Origin of the sequence: Streptomyces coelicoflavus, from assembly GCF_003112555.1 — a bacterium.
In the GTDB taxonomy this organism is placed as follows: domain Bacteria; phylum Actinomycetota; class Actinomycetes; order Streptomycetales; family Streptomycetaceae; genus Streptomyces; species Streptomyces coelicoflavus.
The window spans coordinates 1-1,323 of the sequence record NZ_BEWB01000040.1; the positions used below are offsets into that span (position 1 = coordinate 1).

The 1,323-nt window shown below is 67.3% G+C and carries 2 protein-coding genes; both read right to left on the reverse strand.

The window, feature by feature from the left end; all coding sequences use genetic code 11:
* Positions 1-29 precede the first annotated feature (29 nt).
* Positions 30-950, reverse strand: a complete 921-nt coding sequence (locus Sco07f_RS39660; protein WP_108990813.1) for an IS3 family transposase — start codon at positions 948-950, stop codon at positions 30-32.
* Positions 947-1,323 (reverse strand): transposase (locus tag Sco07f_RS39665; protein ID WP_218030769.1); only part of this gene is annotated, 377 nt, incomplete at its 5' end. The genes Sco07f_RS39665 and Sco07f_RS39660, both read right to left, overlap by 4 nt.

Below are 1,323 nucleotides of genomic sequence, written 5' to 3' on the forward strand. Positions count from 1 at the left end.
AGGTTCCCCCGCTGCGCGGGAGTGGCTGACTAGCAGGTCAGGGCGGGTTGACGTGGTTTCAGGTTCACTGGTTCGGCCGCTGCCTGGTCGGCGTAGTGCTTCTCCTCGAACTCGATGGGGCTGAGGTAGCCGAGCCGCTTCTGGATGCGGCGGGGGTTATAGAAGCCGTCGATGTACTCGAAGAGCGCGAGATTCGCCTCGGCTCTGGTGTCGAAGGTTCGTCCGCGGATGCACTCGGTTTTGATCAGCATCCACAGGTTCTCCGCCAGGGCATTGTCGAAGGAGTCGCCGACCGAGCCCATGGACGACTGAACTCCTGCTCTGACCAGGCGTGTGGTGAGCTTGATAGACGTGTATTGCGTGCCGTGGTCGGCGTGGTGGACGAGTTCGCCGGGGGTGACCTCGCGGCTGGCCAGCGCGTACTCGAGGGAGGTGAGGACCAGGTCGGCGTCCGCGCGGGCGGAGGTCTCCCAGGCCACGACCCGGCGGGAGAAGGCATCGCGGATCGCCGACAGCCACAGCGGCCCCTCCAAGGTGGGGATCATGGTCAGGTCGGTGACCCACAGCCGGTTCGGCGCGTGCGCCGTGAAGTCGCGTTGCACCAGGTCAGGGGCAAGATCGGCGTCCGGGTCCCGGCGGGTGAAGCCCTTGCTCCTGCGGGGGCTGATCCCGGCCAGGCCGGCCTGGCGCATGAGCCGCTCGACGCGCTTGCGGCCGACGTGGACACCCTCACGCTTCAGGACGGCATGGATCCTGGGCGATCCGTAGATCCCGCCGGAGTCTTGGTGGATCTGTCGGATCTGCCCGGTCAGCTCGGTGTCCTGGCGGATCCGTTCGCAGGGGTTCTTCTCGGCCTGACGCCAGCGGTAGTAGGTGGAGGAGGGGATGTGCAGTTCCCGCAGTACGGGCTCGATCCCCAGGTGCGGGTGCTCCTCGAGGAGCGCAGTCACCTGGGCCGGGTCGGGTCGAGCTGCGCGGCGAAAAAAGCCGAGGCCGTCCGCAGGACCTCGTTCGCCCGGCGCAGGTCCCGCACCTCGCGCCGCAGCTGGGCGAGCTCGTTCTTCTCTTCGGTGGTGAGCAGGTCATCCCGCTCGCCGGCGTCGGCCTCGGCCTGCCGAATCCAATTCCGCAGGGCTTCGTGATGCACGCCGAGTTCCTCGGCCATGCGGCGGATCACAGGCTTCGGCTCGGCGATCCGGTACATCCGCACCGCACGCTCACGCAACTCCAGCGGGTACTTCCTCGGGGCAGGCATCGTCTGGGCTCCTCTCATGAGACCCATCCGACCTGCTGTCACCTTTCCCCGCATCTCGGGGGAACCTC